The organism is Rhizobium lentis (assembly GCF_017352135.1).
Taxonomy (GTDB): domain Bacteria; phylum Pseudomonadota; class Alphaproteobacteria; order Rhizobiales; family Rhizobiaceae; genus Rhizobium; species Rhizobium lentis.
In genome coordinates this window covers 38,819-63,335 of sequence record NZ_CP071458.1, presented here as the reverse complement: position 1 = coordinate 63,335, position 24,517 = coordinate 38,819, and the positions used below count along the sequence as shown (strand labels likewise).

The 24,517-nt window shown below is 57.0% G+C and carries 17 protein-coding genes and 3 pseudogenes; 10 read left to right on the top strand and 10 right to left on the bottom strand.

The annotated features are described in order from the left end of the window. Nucleotides 1–265: 265 nt before the first annotated feature. The 5 genes and pseudogenes from repA to J0663_RS31670 all read left to right on the top strand — a co-directional run bounded on the left by repA (nt 266) and on the right by J0663_RS31670 (nt 5,254). Nucleotides 266–1,489 (top strand): plasmid partitioning protein RepA, encoded by a 1,224-nt coding sequence (repA, locus tag J0663_RS30105; protein ID WP_065276670.1) that lies wholly within the window; start codon nt 266–268, stop codon nt 1,487–1,489. Further along, nucleotides 1,486–2,523: a plasmid partitioning protein RepB gene (repB, locus tag J0663_RS30100; RefSeq protein WP_138397129.1), complete on the top strand. Its 1,038-nt coding sequence runs from the start codon at nt 1,486–1,488 to the stop codon at nt 2,521–2,523. The genes repA and repB overlap by 4 nt, the downstream gene beginning before the upstream one ends. Nucleotides 2,524–2,712: 189 nt before the next feature. Further along, nucleotides 2,713–3,927 carry a plasmid replication protein RepC gene (repC, locus tag J0663_RS30095; RefSeq protein ID WP_138397128.1) on the top strand — a complete coding sequence of 405 codons (1,215 nt, stop codon included), beginning with the start codon at nt 2,713–2,715 and terminating at the stop codon, nt 3,925–3,927. A 231-nt stretch (nt 3,928–4,158) separates the two neighbouring features. Then, the gene (locus J0663_RS30090) at nt 4,159–4,893 is read left to right on the top strand and encodes an NYN domain-containing protein (RefSeq protein WP_138397127.1); all 735 of its coding nucleotides are present in this window, start codon (nt 4,159–4,161) and stop codon (nt 4,891–4,893) included. A 153-nt stretch (nt 4,894–5,046) separates the two neighbouring features. Continuing rightward, nucleotides 5,047–5,254 (top strand): annotated as a pseudogene (locus J0663_RS31670) (cold-shock protein). A gap of 694 nt (nt 5,255–5,948) precedes the next feature. Here the strand turns inward: J0663_RS31670 and J0663_RS30080 are convergent. Then, nucleotides 5,949–7,097, bottom strand: a complete 1,149-nt coding sequence (locus J0663_RS30080; protein WP_207246316.1) for a site-specific integrase — start codon at nt 7,095–7,097, stop codon at nt 5,949–5,951. Nucleotides 7,098–7,295: 198 nt separating this feature from the next. Here J0663_RS30080 and J0663_RS30075 point away from each other — a divergent pair. Together J0663_RS30075 and J0663_RS30070 are read left to right on the top strand one after the other, a co-directional pair. Then, nucleotides 7,296–8,416 (top strand): annotated as a pseudogene (locus tag J0663_RS30075) (RHE_PE00001 family protein). A 96-nt stretch (nt 8,417–8,512) separates the two neighbouring features. Further along, nucleotides 8,513–9,103, top strand: coding sequence for a sce7726 family protein (locus J0663_RS30070; protein ID WP_207246315.1), 591 nt, complete (start codon nt 8,513–8,515; stop codon nt 9,101–9,103). Here the strand turns inward: J0663_RS30070 and J0663_RS30065 are convergent. The 9 genes from J0663_RS30065 to J0663_RS30025 all read right to left on the bottom strand — a co-directional run bounded on the left by J0663_RS30065 (nt 9,057) and on the right by J0663_RS30025 (nt 20,055). Continuing rightward, nucleotides 9,057–10,139 carry a beta family protein gene (locus J0663_RS30065; protein ID WP_246590485.1) on the bottom strand — a complete coding sequence of 361 codons (1,083 nt, stop codon included), beginning with the start codon at nt 10,137–10,139 and terminating at the stop codon, nt 9,057–9,059. The two genes, J0663_RS30070 and J0663_RS30065, sit on opposite strands and share 47 nt — an antisense overlap. Continuing rightward, nucleotides 10,136–11,398 (bottom strand): helix-turn-helix domain-containing protein, encoded by a 1,263-nt coding sequence (locus tag J0663_RS30060; RefSeq protein ID WP_207246314.1) that lies wholly within the window; start codon nt 11,396–11,398, stop codon nt 10,136–10,138. The genes J0663_RS30065 and J0663_RS30060 overlap by 4 nt, the downstream gene beginning before the upstream one ends. After that, nucleotides 11,385–11,873 (bottom strand): DUF6932 family protein, encoded by a 489-nt coding sequence (locus J0663_RS30055; protein ID WP_207246313.1) that lies wholly within the window; start codon nt 11,871–11,873, stop codon nt 11,385–11,387. Before J0663_RS30055 ends, J0663_RS30060 begins: the two co-directional genes overlap by 14 nt. Before the next feature lie 312 nt (nt 11,874–12,185). After that, nucleotides 12,186–13,889, bottom strand: coding sequence for an RNA-directed DNA polymerase (locus tag J0663_RS30050; protein ID WP_207246312.1), 1,704 nt, complete (start codon nt 13,887–13,889; stop codon nt 12,186–12,188). A 15-nt stretch (nt 13,890–13,904) separates the two neighbouring features. Beyond that, nucleotides 13,905–15,764 carry a UvrD-helicase domain-containing protein gene (locus tag J0663_RS30045; protein ID WP_207246311.1) on the bottom strand — a complete coding sequence of 620 codons (1,860 nt, stop codon included), beginning with the start codon at nt 15,762–15,764 and terminating at the stop codon, nt 13,905–13,907. After that, on the bottom strand, nt 15,761–17,272 hold the full coding sequence (locus tag J0663_RS30040) for an ATP-dependent nuclease (RefSeq protein WP_207246310.1): 1,512 nt from the start codon (nt 17,270–17,272) through the stop codon (nt 15,761–15,763). Before J0663_RS30040 ends, J0663_RS30045 begins: the two co-directional genes overlap by 4 nt. A gap of 15 nt (nt 17,273–17,287) precedes the next feature. Beyond that, nucleotides 17,288–18,703 carry an IS4 family transposase gene (locus J0663_RS30035; protein ID WP_207246274.1) on the bottom strand — a complete coding sequence of 472 codons (1,416 nt, stop codon included), beginning with the start codon at nt 18,701–18,703 and terminating at the stop codon, nt 17,288–17,290. A gap of 121 nt (nt 18,704–18,824) precedes the next feature. Continuing rightward, on the bottom strand, nt 18,825–19,337 hold the full coding sequence (locus J0663_RS30030) for an AAA family ATPase (protein ID WP_207246309.1): 513 nt from the start codon (nt 19,335–19,337) through the stop codon (nt 18,825–18,827). A 277-nt stretch (nt 19,338–19,614) separates the two neighbouring features. Further along, nucleotides 19,615–20,055, bottom strand: coding sequence for an RbsD/FucU family protein (locus J0663_RS30025; RefSeq protein ID WP_168300962.1), 441 nt, complete (start codon nt 20,053–20,055; stop codon nt 19,615–19,617). 359 nt (nt 20,056–20,414) lie between these two features. On the opposite strand from J0663_RS30025, the gene J0663_RS30020 reads away from it, so the two are divergent. From J0663_RS30020 to J0663_RS30010, 3 genes and pseudogenes are all read left to right on the top strand, one after another. After that, entirely contained in the window at nt 20,415–21,476 is a 1,062-nt protein-coding gene (locus J0663_RS30020; RefSeq protein WP_168300960.1) for an ABC transporter ATP-binding protein, read from the top strand. Between the two features lie 84 nt (nt 21,477–21,560). Next, nucleotides 21,561–23,221: pseudogene (locus tag J0663_RS30015) on the top strand (ABC transporter substrate-binding protein). A gap of 111 nt (nt 23,222–23,332) precedes the next feature. After that, a complete protein-coding gene (locus J0663_RS30010) occupies nt 23,333–24,451 on the top strand; it encodes a carbohydrate ABC transporter permease (protein WP_246590484.1) in 1,119 nt (372 codons plus the stop codon). The last annotated feature ends 66 nt before the right edge of the window (nt 24,452–24,517 follow it).

Genomic DNA, 24,517 nt, shown 5'->3' with positions numbered 1-24,517 from the left:
GCGGCGCTACAGAGCCGCCTAATCCACTTGCTGCTACACTGTTTGGATTTGTAGGATTCACAGGAGAACATTCCGGGATCAGGGAGCCGGGCATTTGAGGCTAACTCCCGGAGCGGAAAAGCAAAAATCCGAACAGCCTTATGCAGATTGTCCCCGGTCGTTAACCTTTTGTTAACCCTAAACCTCTGGACCAGTTCGGAGAATCGTGTTCTATTTTTAGCGGGCAATGGCCGGTAAACCGGCGAAAAGCCGCCAAGAGGGACAGATGGCGATAGCAAACCGAGTAGAAGCAAGTGTTGGCTCGAAGGAAGATGCCGGCAGCAAAATCATGCGCCATGCCGGGCTTCTGTCCGGGCAATTGCAGCAGCTCAGAACTCGTATGTATCCGCCAAAATCGGAAAAGACCCTGCGTCCCTTTCTGACCAACGAAGTGTCGAAGCTGACGTCTATACCCGATTCCACCCTGAAGCTCATGTCCACCGAAGGACGTGGGCCGATTCCCAGTAGGCTGGAAAATAACCATCGCGTCTACACACTGGACCAGATCAATGAACTGCGTGAATTGTTCGCGATGCAGAAACCTGCAGACGCCTTGCGATTCCTTCCTCGTCGTCGTGCCGGGGAGCACCTCCAGGTTCTTGCGATAGCCAACTTCAAGGGCGGCAGCGCGAAGACGACAACCTGTGTCCACCTTGCCCACTATCTCGCACTTCATGGGTATCGCGTCCTCGCACTCGACCTGGACCCGCAAGCATCCTTGTCCGCTTTGTTCGGTGCTCAGCCAGAAGTTGATGTCGGGTCGAATGAAACGATCTATGCCGCTTTGCGTTACGATGACGCCGAGCGTCGTCCCATCCGCCATATAATTCGCAGGACATATTTCGATGGCATCGACCTCATTCCTGGCAATCTTGAAGTCATGGAGTATGAGCACGAAACGCCACGGATCTTGGCGAACAAGTCCAGCTCCGGCGCAATCTTCTTTGAGCGGCTGAAACTCGCCCTTTTGGAAGTCGAGGCGGACTACGACATTGTGATTCTCGACACTCCGCCGTCCCTCGGCTTTCTGACCTTGAGCGCGATATACGCCGCGACTAGCATGATCATTACGGTCCACCCAGCCATGCTGGACGTCGCGTCAATGAGCCAGTTCCTTCTCATGATGGGTGATCTGATTAGTGTTCTGAACGAGAGCGGCGCTCAGTTGGACCAGGACTTCATCCGGTATCTGGTTACACGACACGACCCCAATGACGCGCCGCAGTCGCAAGTCGTTGCGATGCTTCGGCACCTGTTCGGCTCCGATGTATTATTGCCGACCGCCATTGAAAGCACCGCCGTTGAAGCAGCCGGCTTGGCGAAACGCTCGGTATACGAGCTCGAATTAGGACAGATCGGACGCGATACTCACAAGCGTGCCCGCGAGGCGGTAGATGCTGTGAACGAGGCGATTGTTCGCCTCGTCAATGAGAGCTGGGGGCGGACATGAGCAAATCCCCTCGCAAGTCGATTGTCGCCAGCTTCGGGTTGCTTTCCGCAGAGCTGGAAAGCGATCAGGCTGCGGATCAACAGCAGCCGTCGCAGGCCGCTGCCCCGGTTCCCGGAAATCGTGTCGGAGCAGGTGTGATCGGTGCTGCACACCGAGCAATCGACGACATTCGAACAGAGCGAGATCGCTTGAAGGCTATCGTGGAGTCAGGCGGTGGTTCGGTTCGCGAGTTGGATCCGTCGCTCATCGACCCATCCCCCTATCCGGACAGACTGCCGGACGATGACGCAACGAGCTTCGAGGCGTTCAAACGATCGATCGAGACTGAGGGGCAAAAGGTTCCCGTCCAGGTTCGCAAACACCCTTCGTCCCCAGGTCGCTATCAGATCGTTTACGGTCATCGACGCTGGCTCGCTGCCATGCAGCTTGACAGGCCTGTTCGCGCTCTCGAAGTCGAGATTTCCGACCTCGACCTAGTTCTTGCACAAGGCATCGAAAACGCGGGTCGCCAAGACCTCACCTGGATCGAGCGCGCGCTGTTTGCCTCCCGAATGGATGATGCGGGGATCAAGCCTCGGCACATCTACGCTGCGCTTTCGATCGAGGACGCAGAACTGGCTCGGATGCGGAATGTCTACAGGATCGTTCCCGCGGATATCATCGAGGCCATTGGGCGAGCGCCGAAGATCGGGCGGCCACGTTGGCTCGACCTTGCCAAGGCGGTTGCGGGCGACACGGGAGCGCTCGATGCCCTGAGGGCAGCACTGGTTAGGAGGGGCGATGCGGTTGAGACGTCCGATCAAAGGTTTCAGCGTGCATTGAACGCCATCAAGCCAGTATCGGCTGGTCGGAGAGAGCCAAGCCCGATTACAGACAAGAGCGGAACGAAGCTTGGCGCCCTGTTGATATCCTCGAAAGAGGTTCGAATTTCGGCTGAGGGTTCACTCGGGGTCGACTTTTTGAAGTTTGTTGAAGCGGAGCTCCCAGCGCTAACGGAGCGCTTTGTCCGCCTGCGAGAAGACGAGAAACCCTGACAGCTGTCAGGGTTTGGAGATAAAAAAGGACGAACTGCAAAAGAAAAAGGCCCCCCAAACGTTGCCGTCGTGGAAGCCTCTCTCAATGTGTGACAACTAGAGAATCGCATTTCCCCGAATCCCAGTCAAGAGTCTTTGGCACCGTAATTTGGTGAGCAGGTTTCTTTTGCCTTTTTGAAGGTGAAGAAAATGCAGATTGGAAGTGTGACGACGCCCTTTGGGCGGCGGCCGGCGACGCTTGCCCTGGTGAAGCGGCAGATCGAGACGAGTAAGATCAAGCCGGGCAAGACAGCAGACAAATGGAAAGTCTTTCGGGACGCATCCGAAGCAAGGGAGCTGCTTGGCCTGCAGGATCGCAGCCTGGCCGTCCTTGACGCGCTCCTGAGCTTTCATCCAGACACCGAATTGCGCCAGGATGCGCAGCTCATCGTTTTTCCGTCCAACACACAATTGACGCTTCGGGCGCACGGTATCGCCGGCGCTACCCTTCGCAGACATCTGGCCCTTCTCGTTGAGGCAGGACTGATCGTGCGGAAGGACAGCGCGAATGGAAAGCGCTACGCCCGGAAGGACAAGGCGGGTGCGATCGATAGCGCATTCGGCTTTGATCTGTCACCGTTGCTCATGCGAACAGATGAGCTTGCCATGATGGCACAACAGGTCGTTGCAGATCGTTTCGCCCTCCGTCGGGCGAAGGAAAATTTGACGATATGCCGGCGTGACGTTCGAAAGCTCATTTCTGCCGCGATCGAGGAAGGTGCGTCAGGCAACTGGGAAAGCATCGAAGCGATGTACATCGGTCTCGTAGGCAGGATTCCGCGCTCTCCGACCCTCAGTGATGTGAATTCAATCCTGGACGAGATGGAGCTCTTGCTGCAGGAGGCTGTCAACATCCTGGAAATGCAGCAAAAAGACGAAAATAATAGCACCAATGGTGACCAAAATGGGCGTCACATACAGAATTCAAACACCGAATCCATCACTGAATTTGAACCTAGCTCTGAAAACGAGCAGGGCGCAAAGCCGGTGGACGATGATCGGCCGAAGCGGGAGCCCGTCCGGAATTTCCCACTTGGCATGGTGATGCGGGCTTGCCCCGAGATCGCGATATATGGCCCGGGCGGTACGATCGGAAGTTGGCGCGAGATGATGGGTGCAGCGGTGGTCGTCCGGTCGATGCTGGGCGTCAGCCCGTCAGCCTATCAGGAGGCCTGCGAGGTGATGGGGCCGGAAAGTGCGGCCACGGCGATCGCCTGCATCCTTGAGCGGGCAGGGCACATCAACTCGCCTGGCGGATATCTGCGAGACCTGACACGGAAGGCGGCACGGGGCGAATTTTCACTTGGCCCGGCGCTTATGGCGCTGCTTCGGGTCGATGGCGATAGCAATCGCAGGACGGGATAGTTGGTTGCCTATGCTTGTGGTCGGCTGGTCAAAACCCTGACAGCTGTCAGGGTTTTGCGATCGGCGGATGCTGGAGCGGGGAAGGGTAGATCAACTCGGCTGGCGGCTACTGACATCATCCGACGAGGCAGGTTTTCGCTCGGTCCGATGGGCGAGTTAAATGAAGTTGCTTGCCTGGTCCGAGCCAGGCTCTGCTGGCCTTCGAGACCGTTTTAAAAATGAGGAAGAGCAATGCCGTCTGAAACTCGATCTCCGCGCCTGGCTGTTCTGATTGATGCGGACAATACATCCGCTAAAATCGCCGACGGGCTGTTCGAAGAGGTAGCCAAAATCGGGGAGGCGAGCGTGCGTCGCATCTACGGTGATTTTTCCGGCACGCGCTCCAAGGGTTGGGCGGACGTACTCGCAAAGCACGCGATTATCCCGCAGCAGCAATTCGCGTATACAACGGGAAAGAATGCTTCCGATATCACTTTGGTCATCGATGCAATGGATTTGCTGCACAGCGGTCGGTTCGACGGCTTTTGCCTGGTGTCCTCGGACAGCGATTTCACGCGGCTTGCCGCCCGGATCCGTGAACAGGGTGTCGATGTATTCGGCTTCGGCGAGCAGAAGACACCGGAAAGTTTTCGCCAGGCCTGCCGGCGGTTCGTCTATACCGAAAATTTGCTTCCTGGCACGATCAAGGACGAGCAGAATACTGCTTCCACCGACAAGCCGCTGCAGCCGGCAACATCGGCCGTGCCGCTGATCAAGAAGGTACTGTCCCAGGAGGATAGCGATGACGGCTGGGTCAACCTGGGCACCGTCGGCAAGCAGTTGTTGAACCTGGCGCCGGATTTCGACCCGCGTACATTCGGCTTCCGAAAACTCAGCGATCTTATCCGCAAGACGAACCAGTTCGAGATTCGCCAGGCCGAGGGCGGTCCGATCAGCATCCGGGTGAAACAACGAGGTAACAAGTAGCACCATCGTCGCGGCGATAGAGCGAGGAGTACCGGGACACCTCGACGGTGAGTATGGGCTTTCCCCGCGGCAAGAAGCGTCTATCAGTGCAGCCCGCAAAAAAAGTGTCAGCCGAGCACGCTTCGGCAATGCGATTGATCAAAGGAAGACGTCATGGCGACCGGTACGGTAAAGTGGTTCAACGCAACGAAGGGCTTCGGGTTCATCGAGCCGGACGACGGCAGCGCCGATGTGTTCGTCCATATTTCCGCAGTGGAGCGGGCCGGCATGCGCGGCCGGCAACGACGGCCAGAAAATTACCTATGAGCTGGTAAAGGATCGCAAGTCCGGCAAGATGTCTGCGGACAACCTGCAGGCCTGAGTCTGACTGCATGTGAATGGTCGGATAGGCCGGGTTCGCCAAGACTATCCTTTTTTTGCAGGCCGAGATATGTGCGCGGTGCAAGCGCGGGACTTCAATGTTCTGCATTGCAGTATTACCCTCAGAGTGTTCAAGCGGTTCACCACCTCCCGAGCCGCTTGGGTCCGACGGACAGCAGGCTGTCAGTCACTATCGGAGCCCTGCGCCCCTCATCCCGTGCTGGGCCATCTTTGCGCGCAAGCAGGACGACCGCCACATCCTTCATTACGTTTTTTGCCATCCTTATCGATCAAGGCCTCACGAGATCGCCCCAATTGTCTTGACGGACCTGTTCTTAGAGCCGGCCGGCCGGCCCCAAGGACGCCATCGACGCATTTAATTTCGATGCGGCTGAGAGGATGCAGACCAGAAGCTTAGAGACATCAGCAGCATCCCCGTTTCGCGAGTACTAGGTTCCCTCGTGATGCTCCATCTGCGCCCGCTGAGGGACGACTAACGTGACCGACACCAAGCGGTGTGAAGGTACAGGGGCTGCACGTATTTGCTTCTAGTCGAGCTCGAGGAGACCGCTGATCCGGCGTCGCGGTTTCTGGAGTTTTGCGAGGGAGGAGCTCCGCGGGCGGCTGATTAACGGCAACGCCCTCGTCTTACTCTACATCGGCGAGCCTCAGCATCCTCTTTGGGCCGACTGTTTTCACAGCATTCGTGCAGCGCGCCCGCTCCGCCTTGTAACGTTGTTGTAGTAGCCTGCAGCCTGCTGAACGGATCGATGTCGCGATTGCTCCATCGCCTCAGGAAGCGGGATTCCGCGATTTGCCGCTTCGGTCAGATAGCCTGACCGCAGCCCATGAGCGGAAAACTCCCCAGGCTCCAACCCGGCCATCGCCGCTCGCTGCTTGAGAACCGCATTAACCGACTGCGGATCGATCGCCCGCCGCGAAACCGTCCCCCAACGCCCGATCGCCCGAAACACACTGCCGCTCTCGATCTTTGCGGCCGTCATCCAGGCGTTCAGCGCCTCCACCGGCCGGCCGGTGAGATAGACGATCTCGTCCTGGTCACCGGTGGTGGTTTTGGTGCGACCGAGATGGATCGCGAGAGAGGGGAGGGGAGGGCCATCGTCCCCCGGGATTGGCGGCTCGACGATCAGCTGCTCGCTGCGCAGGCCGGCGATCTCGCTGCGCCGCCGACCACCGGAGGCAAAGGCAACCATCAGGATTGCACGGTCACGGAGATCGCGCAGACTGTCGGTCGCGCAGGTTGCCAACAATTTGGCCAGGACGTCACCGGTGACCGCCTTGGCGCTCTTGCGACCCCGCATTCGGGGGACGGCGCGAACGGCGAGACGAATAGCCGATTTGAGGGCAGGGGAGGCGAAGGCACCATCGAGGCCGCGCCACTTAGTCAGTGTCGACCAGTTCGCCAGTCGCCGGCGCACCGTCGCCGGCGCATGCGGGCCGACGGATTTGAGAAACCCCTGGCTCCGAAGGTTCTCATCGACCACGGCTGGCATGCCGTGATCGGGGTCTGTCTCGCGTCGCTGCGGGTCCCAGAGATGATGGGCAACGAACTTTAGCAGCAGCGCCTCGGGCGCCGGCCACGGTAGCGATTTTCCTGTGGCCGCCAGTCCCCAGGCTTCGAGATAGGTGAGATCCGAGGTCAGCGCCCGCAAGGTGTTGTCGCCCATGCCCTGGTTGACGAGATGGCGCAGGGTCTCGATATCATGGTCGGTGAGCAGCTCGGCGAGTTCGTCGCGGCGCTCGATCGGCAGCACGGCGGCAATGGTGTCGAGCTCTTCGGCGCGCCGTTCGACGGCGGTCAGTGATGTCTTGGGTTTGGGCACGGGCGCTCCAAATGGCGGGTTTCGGCGGCCGTCTCGGCCCTGCTTTGCTGCGATCCTTGCTGATTTGCGCCGCCAAATCAATCTACCATCGATAAGCGCTACTTATCGGAGGTCAATGACCTCGGGCTCATTTATACCCAGTGGCGAACCTAAACTTTCAGATAGAGTTCGTTTAACAAATCATTTACCCTAATTTCAATGGCTTACGATTTTTCGAAAATCAGCATGACTGCCCTGATGGAACCGGCTTTCGACGCCGGTGTCGCCCTCACGCGTCTCGACGAGCGCATCGCCCGTTCGCCGGTCGGCCAGGGATGGATAGAACGGTCCCATTTCGCCGACGCCTGTGCCTCGCTGTGGATCGACGGCGAACTGGTCCATCTCGAAGACCTCGTCCTCCACGACGCTACCCGCGATATTCGCACACCCACCCACGAACTGACAATTGCCCGCGACGTCTTGCGCACCCGCCGGCGCATCGCCGCCCAACTTCCCGGCTGGGCATTGTCGGCAGACGGCGTCCGCACTCTCAGAAAAACCGCAGAGATTACGTCGGCTGACACGGAAGAGGTGCAGGCGGTCGGTGCCATCCGGCGCGCCGTCGCGGACGATCCGGAAGGGGAGGGGGACGATGGTGATGACGCGGAGAATTTACCCGGCGTCGACTATGCCGCCATTGATGCGATCCTTGCGCGCTCTGACGCCGCGATCGAACGAGCCAGAAAGCCGGGCCGGGCTCCGGCCGATCCGCTGATCTATGATCTAGACTGGGACGAGGATTCCAGGCTCGACGAATGGCGGGGCGTGCTGCGCCAGGCGGAAAACTTGCCAGCGATGTTACATGCCATCGTCGTCCTCGATGCCTGGAACGAGCTGGCCGTCCTGCAGCATGCGCCCTGGCTCGGCCGGCTGTTGGCCGCCTCCATTCTGCGCCAGGCCGGCGTTACCACCGGCGCCCATCTTGCCGCCATCAATCTCGGTCTGAAATCCATTCCAGTCGATCGTCGTCGGCATCGCGACCGGGAAACCCGGATGCTCGCCATCGCCCACGGACTCATCGCGGCCGCGGAGATCGGGCTCAAGGAGCATGACAGGCTGGCGATGGCTCGAACACTGATGGAGCGAAAGCTGGAAGGGCGCCGGACATCTTCAAAACTGCCGGAGCTGGTTGACTTGGTGATGGCCAAACCGTTGGTGTCGGCAAAAATGGTGGCGAAAACGCTCGACGTCACGCCGCAGGCGGCGCGGCGGATTGTTTTGGAGCTTGGCCTGCGCGAGATGACGGGGAGGGGAGGTTTCGGGCGTGGGGAGTGATCTGACTGCTAGACCGTCGCCACATGTGCCGGATCATTCACAAGAATTAGAACTTGGCTATCGTCTCGAAATCGGCCAGTAGGTGTGGTAGGGGAAAAATCATGCTCGCTACGAATGATCAGGAAATCAGAGCCGCGCTTCATCATAAGAAGCTTCGGTCATACCAGAAGGCCCGCAGTGCCATCATCGTAGACGAACTTGGTTTGTCCCATGCCAAGGTAAGGATCGATGTCGCGGTTATATCTGCGGAAGTCCATGGTTTCGAGATCAAAAGCAGCCTCGATACGCTTGATCGACTTCCGGGGCAGCTCGAGTTTTATTCGAAGGGTCTGAGCAGGCTGACACTTGTTTGCGCCGACAAGCACCTGGCGAAGGCAGAAAGGATCGTCCCGGACTGGTGCGGGCTGATCCTTGCTGAAAAAGGACCGCGAGGCGGTATTACGTTTGACACAGTGCGGCGCGCTCGCGCCAATCCATCCGTCGATGCTATTCAAGTAGCTCACTTGCTCTGGCATTCGGAAGCTGCCGAGCTGTTAGCAGGGTTCGGAGCGTCGCCGCGTGAACTCAAGCGAAGCAGGCTACAGCTCTACATCGATTTGGCCGCTCAAATGCCAATCGCGGACTTAATTGCAGCGATCCGAAATTTCATGGCCCAGCGCTCGACGTGGCGAGATCAGCCAGCACATGCATGATGTGATGGCTGATCCCATTTTCCTTCCAGCGCGTAAGATTTGACGGCGTAGCTAGCTTCTTCGCACACAGGTCGATGTACTCGTCGCCCGCTGAAAAATGAGGGCCGCAAAACTGGCCCGATTTGAGAATGCTGTCGCAATGCGTGTGCATTTGTCCCGGATCAGATCTGAATGCCCCACCCTTTCGAACATTCCATGTGTCGCCTGCCGTATAGACGAGCTTGCCCGCTGGCTTCAACATCCGCATGTCCTGAGCGGTGAATTCGGGGTGGACGATTGTGTAATCTCCAAAGTTCGGGATCCGCCCAATTCCGGCAAGCTTGGTGCGCAGTGTTTTGTAAAAGACCCAGTCGTGCCGCGGCAGGTGTCCACCCGGTTTGTCGATGCCAAGTATCTGCGGAAAGCCAGTGCCGATCACCACCAGAGAGCGGTAGCTGATCAGCGCAGACACGTTGTCCATCGCCGCTATCAGCCCATCTGCGAAGTCTGCGTAGGGCTGAAAATTCGGCGCGCCGAGATCGATGATGAGGTCTGTGTGGTCTCGCGTGAGACCAATCGAAGAGATCAGTGCGATTAGTCGTGCATCGAAGTTGGGCTTCATAACGTGCTCAAGGCGAGCTCGGATACCGACACCGAGCTTGTCGATTGCTGCGATGCCAGCCACGACAGCATTGACGGCCGGCGGGGCGTCCAACGAGGTGATTGGCACAGCCCTCGATCCGAAGCTCCGTATTTCCTCGAATACGTACGACATGGGCGTTCGGCCATCCGCCATGCTTGTCGTGGCTATATTCGTATGGACGTCGATCCACGCGGGTCTCTTACCCCACTTTTGCTGGTAGCGCTTCGGAAACGTCTGCACCTGCTCTTGAACCGTCTTCTTCGGTCGACCTTCCTCGAAATCGTATTCCGGCTCCGGAACAAGTATGAACGGAACGACGAGCTGCTTTGCCGCGTCACTAAGTCGGAACAGCGCCTGGTATTCGCCTTGGCGCCATCGCAGTGACGGAACATACATGCTGGGAATTAGCTTCATTCCATCAATCCCTCAAACTGCATCCGAACGGTTCCCGACCCAACCAGATTAGTGAAGAGGCGAAAATCGTTTCTCTCCTTCCTGATCCTGCCAGCAATGATACTTGCACTGATCCCAAGCTTTTCTGCATCGATGAGGACCGCTTCTTCCGTCAGCGCAAATCGAGATAGGCACTTGCGCCAAACGTCTTGCGGAATGAGCTGATCCAGGGAAAACTTGTCCGCATCCTCCTCATACTGGTCGCCTGGATGGCCATCCTCTTCGTCGAAAAAATCGAACCGAAGAGAGTTGTATAGATGCAGGAATACGTGTCCCAGTTCGTGGAACAAGACGAACCAAAAGTTATCCAGGCGATCGAACCGAAGGGTTAGGGCAACAACTGGATTTCCAAATGGAGCGACCATGGCCGCGCCATCAAGATAAGTTCCGGGAAGATGACTTTGAACGATCATCCCAATGCCGTTTTGGCCGAGTAGATCCTTGGCCTTGCGGGGTCCGTCGCTGTCCTTCGTGAGAGCGGCCAACTGACCCAACCAACGATCGTTCAGGCTAAACTCTCCTATCAAGCCCGCATTGAAATCATCGGTTGCCTTCTGAAGCACACGTGCTTGCCACGCCAAGAGAGCGTGCTCGTTTGGTGCGTTGCCGCTATGCATTTTTTTGCGGTGAAGAGCCGTCGCGAACTGAGGCCCGGCCACCTGATGAAACCAGGTACGAGCTGACGTTGCCAGGTCATCACCCTTGATCCAACCGCGTCTAGCCATCTCCCGAAGCGGGAATTTGTTCCATTCAATGGAACCAGCATCAGACCAGGCATAAATCGCCCCCTCCGAACGCTCTTCACCCGATCCGTAGGATGCAGAGACGCGAACGCCCAACATGCTGGCGACTTCCATCAGGCGCGCAAGGCTGGCGCTCATGTAGTTAGTTGCTTCGTATCGCTGCACTTGTTGCGCTTTCAGGCCAAGACGCTCAGCGAGATCTGTTTGAGACAGGCCTCTTGCGATACGCGCCTGTATTAGAACGCGGGGCAGCTCTTCAAAGGAGAATTCCTCCGTGAATCCAGCAGCTCCAGACTTTAGATAGTCGTACTCTGCCATCTCTCGCTGAATGTCTGCGATTTGGCTTTGGAGCGCATCGGACTCGATTTGCTTCAACCAATCGAGCTTACCTTCGCCAACTTGGTCAGCGAGCGCAGCGGTTCTCAGATTGTTGAGCTGTTCCTTCGATACTGCGTACTGTCTATCACTGAATATCATGAGCTAGCCTCCGAAGGATCGTCGCATCCGTCATGATCGAAACTTCAATAATTCCCTTTTTCCCACCCGAATGTTTTTCAACCTGGAAAAAGTCCAAGAACGCCCGTCCAGAGCCGGCTTCCACGATGCTCGAAGGGAAGAACTCACCCCCGAAACGAGCCTTTTGTCGGGCTCTCCCATCGCTAAAATCCGTGAACACTGGATCGAGGAGGGAGCTGAGAACCCCAGCTGGATCCCAACATGCGTCGTAGTCACCTGGGATCGGTTTAGCTGTGACAAAGCTTCCGTCCAGGTAGATTTTCGAACACCCGGCCTTCACCAACGCAGTTGCGCCATCAACCAATCCTGAGAGCAATGTGCGGCGCCGCTCATTGTATCCATATACACTCTGTATCTCATCAAGAGACGCAGGATGAATGCCGCTCGGCAGCACATCCCAAGGAGAACCGGATAGGGAAACGAGCGCTGGAATCATATTACAACAATAATGTTGTAAGCGAAGAAAGGCAAGGGGCAACTTATCCGATCGGCAATGGTATTCATGTTGCCAGATGCCGGCGCCTGATCGACCGGACAAATCTGCTGTTCGACAAGGTTCGAGCCCAGCGCTCTCGGAAAAATGCGGTAGCAGACAGATAAGAGGTCCACACCCTAAAATATAGACGGTTTAAATTGGGTCGGCGGGCCCGCTTACAGTGTCATTTCACGCATATCTATTAGGTATTAAAATCGAGATCCTACATGAAGGGAAACGCTGTGGGATGCCCGTACGGTATCCACGTTGACTTTAATAAACGTCATCTGCACCATCTGCGTCAGCTTCGAAAAGATCCTCGAAATCATCATCGTCATAGTCTTCAATATTAACCGTGAAGTCTTCCAAGAAGTCGGACCGAACTCGGCTAATTCGCTCATTCTCGTCGCGGAGTGATCGGATCGTGTTAGCAACGGATGCGAAGCCGTTCTCGATCCTCAGAAAGCTCACCCTTTTAGCAAAAAGCGGCGAGAAGTAAGGATCCTGCTCGACAAATGCAGTGTTGATGCCGGGCACAATTCCTTGAAGAGCCGTTTGATAAGCATACAACCACATGGGACCTTTGAGGCCATCAGAAGTATGTGATGCGTTCCAAAGCCCCAGATCGAATTGACCTTGTATCAAATCGCGGGACTTCGCCAAAGCCGCGAGAAGGCCGACCATCCCATTATCGACTTGCAGAAGCGACTCGGCCGCGTAGGCGCCGACAACTACTCCCAAGCGTATCGCCAAAAAGAGGAGCCATATGATTTCGCCAGTACGATTTGCTCGAGCGAGCGCAGGAAGCCGATGGTCCAGAAAGTCCTTCAGATTGGTTAGGTCAAGGTCACCGTGTTCAATCTGACGGAGAATGAATATTTCGACGACAAGTGATACCAGCGTGGAGTTTCGCCGATAGGCGTTGATGAGCAGGCTCTGGATCGTCCGCCAGCCCGAAGATCGAATGATAGCTGTTCTGGCGCAGGCGAACGCAAACTTTTCGACGTTGATGGTCGGGTGGGCTTCGCACAGCCTTCCCACCTCGTAAAAGAACTGTTGCATGCTTGAGAGATCGGGGTTGCCGCGCGGGATATGGGCCCTTGCGGCCTCCTTCCACCCGATGTTGTGACGCGTCGCAGTCGAGTTGATTTCTGATTTCTCGTTGTTGAGTTCCAGTTCGAAATGCGATGCGGCCTGACGCAGCGCTGCGATGATGTCCTCGCCTCGCTCTCCATTGACTCCGCTGATTGTAAAGTCGTCGATATATCGGGAGGCATCCCTAGCTGTCACACCCAGCCGCTCCCGGAGCTTTTCGTCTATGCCGGACGCAACCAACTCTGCCAGCAGACGAGACGTATCAGGGCCGACTGGCAACCCAATGGTCTGCGCGCCTTGGAGGTTCCGCGACAGAAGGTCCAGAACGTTCCCATAGTGTGCATATCTGCGGTTCGCCGGGATCTTCGCCCATGCTTTTCCATAGATCGCCCATGGGATTGAATGCGTATAGATCGAATGGAAGAACGATCGGACGTCCGCACTGACATATTCTTCCCGTCGTGACGAAAGATCGATGCGGAAATCGTCGCGCAAGTCCACACTCGGCCGCATTACCGCACGGGTCCCACTCCAATCGAACACCGGAGGAGACGCAGTCAGCCGTGACTTTCTCGCGCTGCGACGGAGGTGCACGTAGTTGTCTGAGATCGTCTTTGATAGCAAGAGGTAGGAAACTGGGTTTGGGACGCCGTGACGACGGTCATCCTTACCAAACCTGGGAAAGTAAAACCAAGTCGGTTCCGTGATGTATCGATAGTACGCAGGCTGCTGTTGGATCTCCGCCATCGATGTGATGCGGTCGAAGATCGCTTTTCGATAACGCGCAAGATCGGTGGACACGAAGCAAGGCGGAAGTTCGGGTGCGAAGTACCCATGGGAGAGCAGCCGCCGCAGTCGTTCGGATTTATTCTTGGCGACCATTGTGCGTTTCGTGCCTCACTCTATCGCGGCTTTTCTAATGAAATTCACGCCGGCTTTTTCCAGCGAGGCAATGAATTGCCGAACGTTCGTGAATCCTTTGCTATCCTCGCAAAACGAAAACTTTACCCGCTCCCGAGCCCGCGACAAGGCTACCAGAAAAACATTGGCGTCGTCCTGACTGTTCCAGAAGACATCGTCGTTGAGTTCGACGAAGAAGACAGTGTGATACTCCAACCCTTTGGATTTATGGATCGTCATCAGACGTACCACGCCGCGCCCTTCGATCGCATCGATGCACTGCTCCCAGGTCTCATCCTTGTGTGCGCAGGTATCATAGAATTCGCCGAACGCGGCCAGCACCGCCTCAAGACGATCCCTATTGCGATAATCGCCATAAGCCCGGGAGAGGTGTGCCTTTCGGATTTCGGTTACTATGGCTTCGGCGATTGAACTTCCTGTTACGTCCGCCGGACCCCGCCGCGAAAGAATAGGCGAGAGGTGATCCACTAGCAGCCTCGTTGCGCCAAGGCTCCTCGCCAAACCCCGCTCCGACGCAATGTCCCAGCCCTCGAACTCAGCCACAAAGTCGCGACACACCTGAAACGGATTTCCGATCCTTGCGTTCACAGCGAGCTTGAGGGTCGCCATGATAAAACGCACGGCAGGCTCTTTGAGCAAATCCTGAATCTCGATCTCGCGGAACTTCCGTGATTCGTTCCTGATCCTTATGCCCTTCGATGTGAAATGAGGGCGAAGCCTTTCTTCGACATTTCCGATGTACGAACGAGCCAACACGACGAAGTCCTCTGGTCGCCTGCCAGATGCGATCTCGCTACCGATGAATTCGGCGATGGCGAGGCTTTCGTAGTCCCGAGTGGCAAAGATCCATCCTTCGATTGCGTCGGGAGGTACGGGATCGTCCTTTCGGGCGGATTCAGTGGGAACGGGATCGCTTTCGAAAAGAGTGACAACCGAGTTGATCAATCCAACGATCGCAGCGTTAGAGCGGAAGTTGAACAGCAGCCGACGAGGAGCAGCGGAGAAATCCGTTTCCAGCCGCTGGAACACGTCAGGTAGCGCGCCGGCATACTTCATTATCGCCTGATTGGTGTCGCCAACGGCTGTCATGACGGTGTCGCTTCCCGAGAAGGCCGCTGTAATGAGGCGGTACTGAAAATCGTTGACGTCCTGGAATTCATCCAGGAATACGTGGGAGTATGTACGACGGAGTGCCGCCTGCACGGCCTGCTGCTTTTTTAGAATCATGGTCGCAATCAGCAAAACCATATCGAACGTGATACTCGACTGACTGGATTGGATGCAGAATTTCCACCACGCCTTTCGAATTCGTTCCCTTCCATCGTCATCCGGGAAGAGGCCGCCGAACGGTTCCGAGTGAGCTACCTCGCTTAAGCGCGCATTGGTGTAGCCTGAAATCGCGGGAATTTCCGCTTCCACGCCCCGTCTAAAGTCATTCCAAATCGTCGCATTCGGGGCGAAGATGCGATAGTTTGCCGTTGGTCGTTCGTCGTCCGGCAACGCTTCGCGAAACTGGTCGAGAATTCGTTTTGCAAAGCTGTGGAGCGTGAGGGATTCAAATCTGGCCCAGAAGATCGGATCACATCTGGCCTGCACCCGCTCTAGTATATTCCGAGCTGCGTCGACCTTAAAGGCAATCGCGAGGATTCGCCTCGGCGGCGAGCACAATCCCGTCGTCAGCAAGAAATTCGCTCTCTGCGCAAGGATCTCGGTCTTTCCAGCCCCAGGCCCGGCCAAAACCGACAGCGAGCGCATCGATTTTACGACGTCGAGTGCAGTTCCCTCGAGTTTGATCCCAGTCGAAGCAGTCCAGTGATCGGGCGCTGTATAGGTCACACGCCATCTCCGGACTTTGCTTTTGCCGCCATTATCTCTTTTGCTCGAGTGACGACTGCCCTCAGAGGCTCTGGGCAGCCTGCCTGGATTTTCTCATGTGTTAGCTTCGTGAACGCGAGAAGGTGTGATCCCGGTTTTGAACTAGATTTAAACAGCTCGTCGTAGGCGTGGAGCTGCTCGCTAGTGATCGAAAGCCCCACCGAGTTAATCTCAGTGCGCCCGGCGCCCTTCTTGAACACGCTCTTTTCAAGTCTTGTGATCTCCTCAGGGGTGGCGTTTGGATGATAGGGCGTTTCGGCCCCGTACGCATCCGGGAAGGCTTGGAGCATCATCATATCAAGGTCGACGGGTGCGGAATAAAAAATGTTCCGGCGCCGCAACCAATGTGCCCATGGGAGATAAGTGTCCTTCGTAAACGGAGGCAGGGCAGCGACAGCCTCCACCGTTGCTGGCACTTCATTCTTGTCGTTGTCCAACCATGTCGGTACGTAAGAGGGACCGAGGTCCGACAGCCAGGAGACCGCGTTCTTCAGCCGTCCGATCCCGCCACCAGTGCGACCAAGGTCGAAGTCTAGCAATGTAATATGCGGGATATCCAAGCCGTTCAAAAGTCGCCAAAGATGCTGCGCGTGGCGTCCTCCGATTGAGACGTAGGCAATGAACGAAGGATCCAGACTGACGCCAAGCGCATCTGCGATCCTCGGAATCACCAATCGCTCGGTGTCGCCCTCTCCGACGATCACCAGCCTTGCGAAGTAAATTTCAGGATTCGCCAGGATGACTTGCTGAACGAACTTGTCTTCATCCGATTCCTTTTCCGGAAGGGGGAGCGCAAGAACACGACTCGTCAGGAAGGATGGCTCCATTCGGAAATACCGGACGTGGCGCGGCGGAATTCTACTAAGTATGCTTGTTGCGTGGCTCGTCACGACAGCCTGTGCCGTGCCGTCCTTGTTGAGCGTGTCGAGCAGCGAAATCAACTTTGGAAGGTAGAACGGCGCTAGGTGGTTCTCCGGTTCTTCCAGGGCGAATATTGTGAGCGGCGGGTAGATAAAATCTGGGACTACGAAGCCCTCCAGCTTCTTCGGCGCGGCCTTCTGCATGTCTGACATCAGCTTATGCAGAGTCGCGGACAACGCGAAATACAGGAGCGAGGTCTGCCCCTCGCTGAGCTCGTCCAGTTGTCGCAGGCCACCCCCTGGGGCTTTCATAAAGCGTAAGGTAAGATCTCGGATAAGCTTCTGAAACTCGGTGGCAATAACCCCAAGTTCGACCTTTCCGTCATAGTGGCCGTCATGAAGAGAAGCCCAGAAACCCTCCAGGGTCTGCGTCACCATTTTGAGAGCAGGTGTCTCGTTGAGGTTTTTCTGGAGGTCCTCGGCGAATCCTTTCGACTTGGACTTTGTGTTCTCGTCCCAGTCCGCGGATCGCTCTAGCCGTTGAAGGAGGTTTCGAAGAGCGGTTTGGCTGACGCCCCGCGAATCCCTGTGGGCGGGAATGTAGACCACCTCTGCGTCTTGCAATTACCCACATCTGAGTGTGGCCGCCATTTCGGTTCCGAGGCGAACGTCTGTCAGCCGGCTGAGGCCGCGCCAGACGACCGTATTTCCCGGTGGCGGATCTGATGTTCTTGCAAGGTAACCACCTAAACGAGCGAGTTTGGTGAGATAGAAGTTTAGCGATCCCGGCGTCGCTTGCCGGTTGCCTGCGTTGCTGACCATTTGATCGAGGATTTCAATTTCCCGTTCGGTGAGGGCCGCGGTTGGCGGTGTTTCGGGCGCTGTGCGCGCGAGCATTGTCAACCAGAGCACTCTCCAGCTCATGATGCAAAACACGGCGACGAGGTTTGCCAGTCGATCGGCCGTTCGTAGTCTTGCATCTTCAGCCCGGCAACCGGACTTGAGGATCTTATGGAAGACCTCAATCTTCCAGCGCATCGCGTACCATTTGATTTTTTCGACTGCCTCCTCGCAGCTATGCACCTCAAGATCCGTCAATATCTTCCACTCGATGCGCTTGCGGCCGGCCGGAGGGTTGGGCTCTACCGCGTGGATGACGGTAAGGTCCAAAGCAGGGTATCGCTTCTTCTTGCCGATGGGCGGCAGCACCCGGATCCGTTTGAATCGGATGTCCAGGTGGACTTTGGTGACCTCATCGGTGTCGGCGCGAACTTCGATGAGATGCCGGCCGACAGTTTCAACATCGCGCATTTCAGCCGATATCGTGTGATCCCCGTTGCCAGCCAGCCGGTCGACGACGGTGCGCACGACGAAGTGCGTGCCAAGCTCCTTGGTCAGGCAGTAGAGTTCGTAGATATCACTTTCGCGATCGCCTACATGAATGCATCGGTCTGGCTGACCGAGAAGCGCGACGGATTGGCACAGATTTTCAAGCCAACGGATGCTTTCCTTGGTTTCGATCGGAACACGTGTCGGATTGATCTTGCGTTTGAGCTGAGCCGTACCCTTGAACTTGTCGCGGCTCCAGAACTTGACGGCTGCCAACCCTAAGGGTAGCCCATCCAAGGTCACCGCAAGGCTCGAATGCATCAATATCCCGCAGACCGTATGGTGGCGCAGCCGCTCCTGTTTGTCACGGCCACTGTTGAGCGTAAAGCCAACGGCATGCGGATTACGGCGCTGATAGGTAAACTCGGTCGTGTCCTGCAGCACCAAGATCGGACCATTGGAAGCATCGTAGCGTTGAGCGGTCGCGGCGAAATGGCCGTGAAGGATATCGCCTTCCTCAACATTCGGGTTGGAGAAAAACCGATACGCGGCTTTTGTGTTGGCCCAGTCCTGGCAGGCGAAAGGAATGGAGCCGCCCATATGCTCTCCAAGCTGTCGTAAAAGTTCTGTGCAGCGTCGGCCAAGGCGAGCATCCTTGAAAGACCCCGCGTCTATTTCCTGCTTGCTCCAATGGCCGTCATTATCAGCCATCACATCGTCTCGAACCGACATAAAGCACCACCTTAAGAGAATCAGGTGCTCGACACAGAATCACAAGTGATTCTTTCGATTCAAGATTTCAGCGAAAGCTTTTCGTAGACGAGTCAGCTACTTATGGGTAATTGCAAGCCTCTGCGTACTGGGTAGGGCGTCCACGAAGCGGCGTCTTCCTTTCATCGTCCGGACCGAACGGGACTGGATCGAGAGTTCGCACGGCGTAGAACTTGGTCTCGAGGTCATCGTCGATCGCATTTGCACGGCTGTATTTGCATTCGAGCCGAACTCTTACCTTCAGGCTCTTGTCGATGCCGTTGAAGAACAGGTCTGTGAATACCTGGGCATTAGTCGTGTTGCCCGGAAACCCGAAAACGGCCTCGATGACGATCTCCCGCTCGGATCCCTTAATAGTGTGAATGTCTTCCCCTAGGCCGAAATGGACATCGGACCGCCTGATCTGCCTTTCGGCGGCGATCGGTGAAAACAGCCTCTTCAATGCCTCAAGAGCGGCGGTCTTCCCCGCCCCGTTGTTTCCAACGAACGCGTTGGTGCCGGCTGCAAGATTGATATGGACCGCTTCATCACCGAAGCAGCGGAAATTACGGATCGAGAGGCTTTCGATGTGCATGATGATCCATGGCACAGAATATGGACAAGCAAAAGTATCGTTCGTCGAGGGAAGATGCAACTTTGGGGAAAAGTTCAAACTGCGAAAAATGCCGGGTGCAGATTTTCTGATAACCGATGGCGCAAGGCAGAATTACATCCGCGGCAGGTCTATCGACGGTGATCAAACGCCGGGGCAACGCTGGCTGGTCTTGATGAATTTCAATAGCTTATTCGGTCATGACGCACAATTGAGCGGCGGGTCGTTGGTTCGAATCCTTTCAAGGCGGTCAGTTCGACTAAATGACACCTTTGCTGAAAATAAAGCATCCGTACGGACCAGGATCTGAGGTTCTGACAATTGCGAACGAGTTTTGTGCCGCCTCGTAGAATGCGAAGCGTTCCAATGCGTCCATCCTGATCGGCCGCACTTCCGCGCGATCGACAACCGTCTGCATCGCGGAAAAGATTGGCATCTGCTTTTCCGGGTCGCCCACAACCTGCATCCGTTTCACGGGGGCGTCGACGAATGTGTCGAGCGGAAACAGCTTTAGGATCGCTTCCGCTGCACGCTCAAGACCACAGCCGGAGAGGTCAATGAGGCGGCCGTAGGTGGTGTGCCGGGCGATGGTCTGGGCGGGATGGTTGATATCGCACAAGACCAGCTGGTCCCCGTGCCCCATCAGCATCAACGCATGGATCAGTTCAGCGTTGATAACCAGATCGATTCCTTTTAGCACCTGGTGCCTCCCTTGGCCGCAGTGGTTTTCTTCACAGAGTATACGTACGTCGTGATGTTTGCAAATCATGCTTTAACGTCGAGCAGGGGGTCGTCATTCGGCATTTAGGGGGAATCACCGGCTATTACAGGAACAAACAGGAGCAAAACTCGGAGAATGAGAGGCAGCATAAAAATATTTTGGATGCGGGGATAAACTACTTTACACTATGGAGTCATTATGTGAAGTTTCTAGCCGAATGATGTCCCTCCCAGGGCGGACCGGCCGGCGGGGTGTTGCTGGATGGGACGCCCCGCCGCCGCCTTCTGGAGGGACGATCAAGCGTCGTGGGGAGCGCGACGTATAGGGAGGAATTCGCATTGGCATCCATGGATATCGTCAACGTCGGCAAAGCCTACGGAAGCCTGACCGTAGTCCATGGGGTTTCGGTGGAAATACCCGATGGCGAGTTCGTGGTTCTGGTTGGTCCTTCGGGCTGCGGCAAATCCACACTTCTGCGCATGGTCGCGGGGCTGGAGCCGATCACATTCGGCGATATCCGCATCGACGGCCAGGTAGTGAACGATCTGCCGCCAAAAGATCGCGACATTGCGATGGTGTTCCAGAGCTACGCTCTTTATCCCCACAAGACCGTCGCCGAGAACATGGGCTTCGCACTGAAAATGCGCGGAGAGGCCAAGGCGGATATCGACGGCCGTGTGAGAAAAGCGGCCGAGATTCTTGATCTGGTTCCCTATCTCGCACGCTATCCGCGTCAACTCTCCGGGGGGCAGAGACAACGTGTCGCCATGGGACGGGCGATCGTGCGCGATCCAAAGGTTTTTCTGTTCGACGAACCGCTTTCCAATCTGGATGCGAAACTGCGGGTGCAGATGCGCGCGGAGATCAAGGAATTGCAGCGGCGGCTTGCGACCACGATGATCTATGTCACCCATGACCAGGTCGAGGCGATGACGATGGCGGATCGCATCGTGGTGCTGCGGGACGGACGCGTCGAGCAGATCGGTTCACCGCTCGAACTTTATGACAAGCCGGCCAATACTTTCGTTGCCGATTTCATAGGCTCGCCGTCGATGAACCTGCTGAAAGGCCACATCCGGACGTCCGGGGCACCCCTTTTCGAAACCGACGACGGCGTCCGCCTGCCGCTTGTTCGCGCACCGGAAGGCTCCGATGGCCGGCCCGCCTTCTACGGCATCCGGCCGGAGCATTTCGCGCTTGGCGGCGAAGTGACGGCCAACGTCACTGTCGTGGAAACGACGGGATCGGAGACGCAGGTCTTTGCCCAGATCGGCAACCAGAAGGTTATCGGGGTCTTTCGCGACCGGGTGGAGGACCGATCCGGCCAGCCGATGGCAATGACGCCAAACCCGGCATCCGCGAATCTTTTCGATCTGAAAACCGGATTGCGGCTCGATTGAAAGCGCTTCGCCGATGCCCTGCGACGCAGGGGCTCGGCCGATACCCATCACGTGTGGTGATTTGTTCAACGGGAGGAGTGAATTATGAAAGTCAGTGATTTCGAGAGAATGATGGCGATCGGCCTGAGCCGCCGCGCCATTTTGAAGACCGGCGCTAGTCTGGGGCTCTTGCCGCCGCCGGCACCATTCTCGGTGCTGTCGGCAGCGCCAGCGCGCAGGACGCGTCCTTGCGCAGCAAGATCCTGCAGATTCCCGGCATCGGCAAGGGGTCGCCGACTGATGCGGATTGGCAAAAGGTCGGGGAACTGTGCCTCGGCGCGACCAAGAGCAGCGTGAAGCAGGGTGAATTCGCTGGCGTCGAACTGTCTTTCATGGGGCTCAACAACCAGAATCTTCACAATGTGATCTTCCGCGGCTTCCTGAAATCCTGGGAAGATTATACCGGTGCGAAAATCTCTTGGATCGACCTGGCGCAGGCAGACTATAATCCGCGTCTCCAGCAGGCCATCGCCACCGGAACAGTGGATTTCGACATCCTCGAGATGGGGGCGCCTTTCGAAGGCGATGTCTGCGGCAAGGGGCTCGCATCCGAGATGCCGGACTGGGTCAAGGCCCAGATCGACATGGACGACTATGTCGACTATCTCAAGGCGCCGGTCGGAACCTGGAACGGCAAGACGTATCGCATCTCGGTCGATGGCGATTGCCACAACTTCAACTACCGCGCCGACTACTTTACCGATGCCAATCTGGCAAAGGCCTGGAAGGACGAGGGGCATAAGGGCGAGTGGGGCGTGCCCAAGACTTGGCAGAAGGTTCAGGAAGTCACCAAATTCCTCAAGGGCAAGACCATTGGCGGCATGGAAGCGATCGGCTACCTCGATGCGCCGAAAGCCTGGGGTGGGTTCGGCTTCTACTTCCTCGGCAGCCGCGCCACCGCCTATGCCAAGCATCCGGACGACAAGGCCTGGCTCTTCGACGTTGATACGATGAAGCCGCGGATCAACAACCCGGCCTGGGTCCGGGCCATTCAGGACGTGATCGACGCGTTGCCGTCGGAGTCTGGCGATCAGCTCAATGCTGACCCTGGCACCACCGCCTTCCAGCAGTTCCTGGCTGGTACCGGATCCATGGTTTCCTGGTGGGGCGATGTCGGCTCGGGCGCGCGCACCAGCGACACGTCGGTGATCGGCGACACTGTCGCCTTCGATATCCTGCCTGGTTCGGATGACGTCTACAATTCGAAGACCGGTCACTGGGACGAGCTGCCGAGCGGTCCGAATCACGCACCGAATATGGCCTACCTCGGATGGGGTGTCTACGTCATGGCCCGGGTCGACAGCGACGAAAAAAAGAAGAAGGCAGCCTGGAGCGCGGCGGCCCATCTCGGCGGTAAGGACCTGGCTCTGTGGATGGCGGCATATCCGTCCGGCTTCCAGTGCTATCGCAAGAGCCAGTTCGACACCAAGGAATGGGTCGAGGCTGGCTACGACGAGGCCTTCATCTCGAACTACCTCGCCTCGCAGTCGAACTCGTACAACCACCCCAATGCTGCCATCGAGCCGCGCATCCCCGGCATCTTCCAGTATTACAGCGTCGCGGAAGACGAGTTGGCCAAGGTGTTCGCCGGCCAGATGACAGCCCAGGAGGGGGCGGATGCGATTGCCGTTGCCTGGGAGAAGATCACCGATCAGCTGGGCCGCGACAAGCAGATAGCCCTCTACAATGCATCGCTCGGCGTCTGAGCCTGAGGTCAATCGCCTCATGGCTCCCCGCGGGGTCCGGCGGCATGATTCTCCCGTGTCGCCGGAACCGCAGAGACGATTTTCAAACTTCGGCCGTGAGGGTCTGCTGCCATGTCTCACTCAATGACGCTGGTTACAAACGAACCGTTCGCAGCGCGCCGTGCTGCTCCCGCCGGAAAGCATGTCCTGCTCGGCAAGGCTCTGCTGGCGATCGCGACCATCACCTTCCTAGTGGTCCTGGCGCTTCAGTCGTTCGATGCCATGGGCGTCACCGCGTTGGGCTTTGAGACCTGGCGCCCTCTGCTCTACGTCTATCTTATCTGGGCGGTGGTCTTCGGCGTATCCCAGGTGATGATCCGCGGTGAGGCGGGCGAGCGCGCGGCCTTCGTCCTCCCGGCCGTTCTTTTTACCGTCGCCATGGTGATCTTTCCGACCATTTTCGGCCTCTACATCGCGTTTACCGATTGGAACCTCAGTGCGGTCGAGGGACGACGCTTCAACGGTCTCGACAATCTGCGCACGCTTCTGGCGGATGCCTATTTCTGGAATGCGCTTTTGAACATGGTCTACTATGTTCTGGCGGTTCTCGTTCAATATGCGATCGCCTTCAGCCTGGCTCTTCTGCTCAACGCAGAGATCAAGGCACGCAAGTTCTTCCGTGTCGCTTTTCTGTTGCCGTTGATGCTGAGTCCGGTCGCCGTCAGCTGGATGATCGGCAAGTCGCTGATGGAGTACCGTTTCGGTCCCGCGGCGACGCTGGCGCGCTATCTGGGCTGGGACAATCCCGCCTTCTTCTCCACCCCCTGGCTGGCGCGATTGTCGATCATGGCCATGGATGCGTGGGTCTCCATTCCCTTCATGATGGTTCTGCTGCTGGCCGGCCTGCAGGCATTGCCTGCAGAAATCAAGGAGGCGGCACGGGTCGATGGCGCCACCGGTTGGCAATCGTTCAAGGAGATCACCTTCCCCCTGATGCTGCCGGTGAGCATGACCGCCTTGATCCTGCGCATCATATTCGAGCTGAAACTCGCCGATATCGTCATTAATGTGACGGCAGGCGGCCCGGGCGGCGCGACGGACACGGTTTCGAGTTTCATCTTTCGGGAATACCGGGACCGTTCCAATGTCGGCTACGGCACCATGCTCGCCGAAGTCTATCTCGTCATCATCATCATTTTCGTCGCGCTTATCCTGAAAGGGGCAAGCCGATGGATGCAAAGAACAAACTGAGGGCTGACACGATGTCGACAGCACATGGGGCAATACGTCCAAAAGCGCCCGCACGTCGCAGCTTCG